General features: G+C 39.3%; 12 protein-coding genes. 5 read left to right on the top strand and 7 right to left on the bottom strand.

Translation table 11 applies throughout. The features are described 5' to 3' along the window. Positions 1–16 precede the first annotated feature (16 nt). Genes ACYQ5K_RS15850 through ACYQ5K_RS15835 form a run of 4 tightly spaced genes read right to left on the bottom strand, consistent with a single transcriptional unit; the run spans position 17 to position 898 of the window. Positions 17–265 (bottom strand): hypothetical protein, encoded by a 249-nt coding sequence (locus ACYQ5K_RS15850; protein WP_459777944.1) that lies wholly within the window; start codon positions 263–265, stop codon positions 17–19. Continuing rightward, positions 243–479, bottom strand: a complete 237-nt coding sequence (locus ACYQ5K_RS15845) for a hypothetical protein (protein WP_459777943.1) — start codon at positions 477–479, stop codon at positions 243–245. The genes ACYQ5K_RS15850 and ACYQ5K_RS15845 overlap by 23 nt, the downstream gene beginning before the upstream one ends. Positions 480–496: 17 nt before the next feature. Next, positions 497–715, bottom strand: coding sequence for a hypothetical protein (locus ACYQ5K_RS15840; protein ID WP_459777942.1), 219 nt, complete (start codon positions 713–715; stop codon positions 497–499). Between the two features lie 15 nt (positions 716–730). Next, the gene (locus ACYQ5K_RS15835; protein ID WP_459777941.1) at positions 731–898 is read right to left on the bottom strand and encodes a hypothetical protein; all 168 of its coding nucleotides are present in this window, start codon (positions 896–898) and stop codon (positions 731–733) included. Between the two features lie 114 nt (positions 899–1,012). Here ACYQ5K_RS15835 and ACYQ5K_RS15830 point away from each other — a divergent pair, with 114 nt between their 5' ends. After that, on the top strand, positions 1,013–1,240 hold the full coding sequence (locus ACYQ5K_RS15830) for a hypothetical protein (RefSeq protein WP_055157720.1): 228 nt from the start codon (positions 1,013–1,015) through the stop codon (positions 1,238–1,240). A gap of 85 nt (positions 1,241–1,325) precedes the next feature. On the opposite strand, the gene ACYQ5K_RS15825 is transcribed toward ACYQ5K_RS15830, so the two are convergent. From ACYQ5K_RS15825 to ACYQ5K_RS15815, 3 genes are read right to left on the bottom strand one after another with little or no spacing between them, the layout of a single operon-like run. Continuing rightward, a complete protein-coding gene (locus ACYQ5K_RS15825) occupies positions 1,326–1,718 on the bottom strand; it encodes a hypothetical protein (protein WP_459777940.1) in 393 nt (130 codons plus the stop codon). Between the two features lie 4 nt (positions 1,719–1,722). Continuing rightward, positions 1,723–1,941: a hypothetical protein gene (locus tag ACYQ5K_RS15820; protein ID WP_459777939.1), complete on the bottom strand. Its 219-nt coding sequence runs from the start codon at positions 1,939–1,941 to the stop codon at positions 1,723–1,725. Between the two features lie 19 nt (positions 1,942–1,960). Next, complete coding sequence (locus tag ACYQ5K_RS15815; RefSeq protein WP_459777938.1) at positions 1,961–2,182, bottom strand: hypothetical protein; 222 nt, start codon at positions 2,180–2,182, stop codon at positions 1,961–1,963. A 193-nt stretch (positions 2,183–2,375) separates the two neighbouring features. Between ACYQ5K_RS15815 and ACYQ5K_RS15810 the strand changes: the two genes are divergently transcribed. The 4 genes from ACYQ5K_RS15810 (at position 2,376) to ACYQ5K_RS15795 (ending at position 5,265) form a co-directional block, all read left to right on the top strand. Then, positions 2,376–2,696 carry a helix-turn-helix domain-containing protein gene (locus tag ACYQ5K_RS15810; RefSeq protein WP_459777937.1) on the top strand — a complete coding sequence of 107 codons (321 nt, stop codon included), beginning with the start codon at positions 2,376–2,378 and terminating at the stop codon, positions 2,694–2,696. 224 nt (positions 2,697–2,920) lie between these two features. Further along, positions 2,921–3,385: an ImmA/IrrE family metallo-endopeptidase gene (locus tag ACYQ5K_RS15805; RefSeq protein WP_459777936.1), complete on the top strand. Its 465-nt coding sequence runs from the start codon at positions 2,921–2,923 to the stop codon at positions 3,383–3,385. Positions 3,386–3,431: 46 nt separating this feature from the next. After that, on the top strand, positions 3,432–3,929 hold the full coding sequence (locus tag ACYQ5K_RS15800) for a hypothetical protein (RefSeq protein ID WP_459777935.1): 498 nt from the start codon (positions 3,432–3,434) through the stop codon (positions 3,927–3,929). A 406-nt stretch (positions 3,930–4,335) separates the two neighbouring features. After that, complete coding sequence (locus ACYQ5K_RS15795; protein WP_459777934.1) at positions 4,336–5,265, top strand: tyrosine-type recombinase/integrase; 930 nt, start codon at positions 4,336–4,338, stop codon at positions 5,263–5,265. The last annotated feature ends 553 nt before the right edge of the window (positions 5,266–5,818 follow it).

The following is a 5,818-nucleotide window of genomic DNA, read 5'->3' as shown; positions in this document are numbered from 1 at the left end:
CCGACTTTCCTATAATTTAATTGGTATTTTTGTTATGTGCGCCACTGGAAGTTGCCGCTTCCGGGCGCATTTCTTTTTCTTCCAATACTACCGTTTTTCTGCCTGCTTCTTTCAGGCTGTCTACATACTGTTCCAAATATGGGATCGCGTTCTGCTTGAAATACTCAGAACTACGGTTGACTTTTTCTGTCGATTTCAGGATCTTAATCCATTCATCCAGCTTCTCTACCTTGATCCGCCTCTTACGCTGCTTCTCTTCTGGCATGCTCCCTCGCCTCCCTTATTTTCCTTTTCCGTTCCAGGCTTTCCAGCATCCGGAAATATTCCAGCGCAAATGCTCCGGCAGAAAACGTCGTAAATCCAAGTGCTGCATATAAATAAAACAGCTCCTGACTTTTTACCGAACATGCACCAACCATCATTATGATTCCGGTAACGCTTGCAATTACACCGAGCGTTTTTGCAATTTTATAAAACATCTCTCATCCCTCCCTTCTCATCTCTTTAACCGCCTGTCCACTTCTTCAACTGGAATTTTCAGCCAGTCTGCAAGTGCCTGTTTATTAACCTCGTAAGAATACTGCATGTTTCCAGTCTGTTTAGGCGGAATGGCTTCTCCGAACTTCCAATTGCCACGTTTCAGCCGCTCGCAAACCTTTTTTGAAGCGCAGCCGATAACTCTTGCTGCCTGTGCAGCACTTAAAACATCATTCACATTTATCCCTCCTTCTTAAGCATCTATCACCGCAAATATGGAAGAAGTCCCTTTGATTTTTATGGTTATCTCTGTATTGCCATCACCATAATTTATAACCTTGTAATCATCAATTTCTGCTTCTTGCCCTTTTACCCCTAAAAAAGTACGACCCTCGATTTTATGGACGTATATCTTGTCCATTTCTTCCTCTTTCGTCAGACATGCCACCTCCCTTATTGAATCTTTCCTGAATCTCATCTATACTTTTGAATACAGGCACCGCCACGCCAAATATTTATGGAAGGAGATATGCACATGAATTCCAACTGGCACGCACAAATGATGGTTGATGAAATCAACAAACAAAGTGAACGTGATGCTCTTTTAAAAGAAACTCATGATACACTTTTGAAGATGCAGGAAGATTCCAAAAAAGAATCCGCTATAGAATCTAAGCGTTTTATAATTCAGACCGTTCTTTCTGTAGCCTCTCTAATTGTTGCTGCAATTGCTGCTGTTGCATCCATAATTGCTTTGCTGTAATAATTATGGATATCTGATTGATAGCCGTTAAAAATGCGGCTATCGATACTGCTACGATCGATACTCCATCAGCCATCTCCTTACCTCACTCCCTATTTTTTATCTGGCATTGTAATGCCTTAAACTTTGGTAATGTGCGCACATCCATTTTTAAGGTTAATTCCGGACTTGATTCCCCTCCCTTATGGGCAAGGTTAAATCTGGTGATACCTTTTAACATCATTCCATCCAAAAATATGTGACCGTCTTTAAGCTCTAACTGATTTAAAGCACTGTTCATCTTTCTTTGCCTTGCTTTCTCATCGAAACCTCCGATGGAAACAGCACGATCTTTTATACTAACCGCCTTCGTTTGTGGTGCGGTATCTGTGTATTGGATTATGCGTTCTTCAACTTCTCTCACGCACTTTCCACATGTCGGACAGTAATTAGCTTCTTCTGGAAGTTCTGCAAAACATGTTGGGCAAATTCTTTTCATCTCATCACCTCACTCCCTCTTCATCTTTCTCAACAATTATTCTTATCGGCAACTCATTTGATATAAGGCATGTTCCCGTAAAGCTGATGCTCAGCAAACCGAGCCCCATCAATATCCGCATCAATATAATGCTTATGTCTGTCGGAAAATAACGCTCACCAACAGTCACAAGAACTAATGGCAGAAAGACCAATATCCAACCAATTATCTTCCTTAGTTTCATATGTCTCACCTCACTTTCTTCATTCGCTGCTTTCATCTGTTGCAAACAGATAATCTAATGTTTTGTCTGGAAAATACACATCTCGAACCTTCACGCATTCCGCATATCCCCAATCCGATTCTCCGTTGAATCTGGAATGAATTGTCCTATATGATAGTCCTAATAGCTTTGCTATATCTGAACGGGATATTTTATTCCTTTTCATTTCAGCTTCCAGATTATCAACTTTTACTTTCGGCAATTTTTTCACTCCCTTCTGCTGTAATATTGATGCTGACTACAGTCTGCATTTTAAAATTGCGCAATTTCGCAATTCATATTTTTACTATATTGCATAATTGCGCAATTGTCAACATATTTTTTGCAATATTTTGCAATTTTCTATTTACTTTCGTTACGCAATATTGTAATATCAATTCAAGGAGGTACAGAAAATGGATCAACGTGCTGAATTATTGAAAAAACTTATGGAAAATAAAAATATGAAAGTTGCAGATATTGTAAAAATATCTGGTCTTCCATACTCAACTGTAAAAGCTATATTAGAACGTGGCGCAGAAAAAGCCGGATACGTTAACGTTTGTAAGATATGTAATGCTTTAGGAATTACCGCAGATGAATTAGAAAAAATGGTTGCAGATGATACTTATCAACCAACCACTCTCGCCGCCCACTTTGACGGAGAAGAATACACAGAATCCGAAATGGAAGAAATCAAGAATTTTGCTGCATTTGTTAAAAATAAAAGGAAATAAATGGCAGATATGCCAGAAATGTACTTTGACAATATAATATATTTACCAAGGGAACTGCACAAAAAATAGCGTCCCTGCTCTGGTAAAGTAAGGCGCTATTTTTAGAAAATTACTTACCCGGCGGTCAGGTGTGCACTGACCAACGGTTCTCTTGTTAAATATATTATATGTCCACACTGAAATATTTGTCAATTTTCTTTTACCGATGGATGGGAGGTGCTGACGTGAATCCATATGAAAAGTTACAGGACAAAGCCTGTGAAGATGGCGTTGATGTGATTGACTATCCATTTGAAAGCAATAACATAAAAGGACTGTACTGTGATGGTGTTGTAGCCATCCGAAAAGACATGACCATTCCGGAAAAGACCTGTGCTTTAGCCGAAGAACTCGGACACCACGAAACTTCCGTTGGCAATATTCTTGATATGACATCTGCTGCCAACCGAAAGCAGGAACGTCAGGCAAGATTCTGGGCGTACAACAAGCAGATCGGTCTGATCGGACTGGTACGAGCCTTTGAGCATGGCTGCCAGAACCGGTTTGAGATTGCAGAATACCTGGAAGTGACAGAAGAATTTCTGGAAGAATGTATTGAGTGTTACCGGAATAAGTACGGGATCTGTAAACGGGTAGATAATTATGTGGTGTATTTTATACCGCAGTTGTCTGTGATGAAATTGGTATAACCGCATATGCGATTATATAGAAACACTTTTTATGAGGAGGAAAATTATGAAAAAGAAACTTGTAGCATTGATTCTGATCGGAAGCATGGCACTGTCATTTACAGCCTGCGGCAATAGCTCCGATTCATCAAAAGAAACAAAGGAAACATCCAAAAAGACAGAGGCGTCTGCTGAAACTCCAAAAGAGGAAGCAAAGGAAGAAGTCAAAGAACCTGTCGTGCTGACCGGAAAATGGGAATATAAAGATGATGACGGTACTTGGATGCAGGCAGATATTACAGAGGATACCATCACAATAAACTGGATTATGGATGAGGGGAATACAACTGCTGTTTACTGGGTTGGAACCTATACTGCTCCTACAGAATATTCTGAAGAATATACTTGGACATCTACCAGAGACAAAGAAGCAACCGATTCCGCTCTTCTTGCTTCTCTGGATGATACAAAAGAGTTTTCTTATTCTGATTCAAGCAAACAGATTACCTATCAGGTAACAGTTTCCGGAATAACAAAAACTATAACTCTTGAGCAGACAGAATAATCTAAATAAAAGAACCGCTCCTGCGCCAACAGGAACGGCTCAAGACTAATGCCCCGAAGGATACACCAGTACGTTCAATAATTAGTGTATCATCTTCGGGCAGCCACCGCAAGCAGAACAACCGTTCTTTGCTGGCTGTATTTTTTATACCCATTTTTAAGGAGATGATATCATGGCACGCAGAAAGAAATATCCAAAACTGCCAAATGGCTACGGATCCATAAAACGATTATCCGGCAAGAACAGAACGAACCCTTATGGAGTTTACCCGCCAACTACAGAATTTACTGAAGACGGGATTCCTGTCCCTGTGAAAGCACTCTGTTACGTGGATGACTGGTACAAAGGATTTACCGTACTTACCTGGTACAGAAATGGAGAATATTACCCCGGAAGAGAGAAAGAGTTGACTGAGTCTGGCAGTTCCAATCTGGACGGACTGATTGCAAAAATATTAGGAAAATATACGCAGTCGCAACGAGAGCTTGCGGATCAGAAAACATTTGAAGATGTATTTAAGGAATTTTATTTATGGAAATTCAAGAAGGAATATACAACAAAGCGAGGAAAGCGTACATCATCCGAACGTAGTTACCGTGCAGCTTTTAAAAATTGTAGCAAATTACATAAAAACCCTTTTCGGGCTTTAACAACGGATGATCTACAAAAAACTATGGATGAGTGTGCAGAAAAAGGATTAAAACATTCTTCATTGGAACTGGTTAAAAATCTGTATACTCAGATGTATAAGTACGCAGATGCAAATGACTTATGTGATAAAAAATATTCTGATTATGTCAAAATTGGAATCCCGGATGACGATGAACATGGAGTCCCGTTCTCTGATGAAGATTTAAAAATATTATGGGCGCACAAGGAGAATGACATTATAAAAGTACTTCTGATAAATTGCTATTCTGGTTTTAGAATTTCGGAATTTATAAATTTGGAGATAAATCTTGAAGAAAGATATTTCCGCGGCGGATTAAAAACAGATGCTGGAAGAAACAGATATGTTCCTATTCATTCGGCTATCTTTCCACTGGTGGAATATATGGTAGAGAAATACAGTTGTATTTTATTTTGCTCGGTAGATGATTTCCGTGAAAAAATGTATGAAACGTTAGATATGCTAGGGATCGAAAAGCACACGCCACACGATTGCAGACACACTTTCAATATGCTGTGCGATGAATACAAAGTGAACGAACGGGATAAAAAAATTATGCTTGGTCATGCTTTTTCTGATGTAACAAACAAAGTTTATTTGCATCGAAGTATCAAAAATTTGAACGCAGAGATAGAGAAAATACAGATATCTCACTTCTGTCACTAACGTGTCGCTAACGAATTGCTTTAATTTACTTTTTATTGTAAAAATATGTTTCACTTCAAATGCCCGTAAACGCCCATTTTTCAAGGGTTTACGGGCATTATACTGTAAATATCAATACTTCTTAAAAAAACAAGTTTTTTAAGTTTAGGTTAAATTTTCTTTCTTCTATCATTTTTTCTTTCCCATGATCATAGTTATGTAAAATCGCATTAAGAAAGATTGTGCCTCGGTACATTCTCGCGCCAAGCGCGGTCGCTTGCGACATTCTTCATCTTCGTGCGATTGCGCATCTCCGGCACGCAGTGCCTTTTGTTTCATAGGAAGTTCCTTCGGAATTTCCTATGAAATAAAAAGAGAGTTACCCTCTTACAAATCTTCAAATTTGCAAAAGAATAACTCTCCTGTTTTGCCCATGGATCTATGCCATTGCAAGCACACCATACCCGGCCATTCCAAGCACTGCCGCAAGTGTGATCACCTTCGGTACCGACCAGTTCCGCTTCAAGATCAGATAAAACATCACAATTCCGATCCCGCATCCAAACCAGTCAAT

This window comes from Allocoprococcus similis (assembly GCF_054660775.1).
Note: the sequence above shows the minus strand (reverse complement) of the source record. Positions and strands in the feature narration are given on the sequence as shown.

Excerpts from the sequence above, each read along its gene's own strand:
- ACYQ5K_RS15850 (WP_459777944.1), bottom strand. The coding sequence starts at position 265 with ATGCCAGAAGAGAAGCAGCGTAAGAGGCGGATCAAGGTAGAGAAGCTG.
- ACYQ5K_RS15845 (WP_459777943.1), bottom strand. The coding sequence starts at position 479 with ATGTTTTATAAAATTGCAAAAACGCTCGGTGTAATTGCAAGCGTTACC.
- ACYQ5K_RS15835 (WP_459777941.1), bottom strand. The coding sequence starts at position 898 with ATGGACAAGATATACGTCCATAAAATCGAGGGTCGTACTTTTTTAGGG.
- ACYQ5K_RS15830 (WP_055157720.1), top strand. The coding sequence starts at position 1,013 with ATGAATTCCAACTGGCACGCACAAATGATGGTTGATGAAATCAACAAA.
- ACYQ5K_RS15825 (WP_459777940.1), bottom strand. The coding sequence starts at position 1,718 with ATGAAAAGAATTTGCCCAACATGTTTTGCAGAACTTCCAGAAGAAGCT.
- ACYQ5K_RS15820 (WP_459777939.1), bottom strand. The coding sequence starts at position 1,941 with ATGAAACTAAGGAAGATAATTGGTTGGATATTGGTCTTTCTGCCATTA.
- ACYQ5K_RS15810 (WP_459777937.1), top strand. The coding sequence starts at position 2,376 with ATGGATCAACGTGCTGAATTATTGAAAAAACTTATGGAAAATAAAAAT.
- ACYQ5K_RS15800 (WP_459777935.1), top strand. The coding sequence starts at position 3,432 with ATGAAAAAGAAACTTGTAGCATTGATTCTGATCGGAAGCATGGCACTG.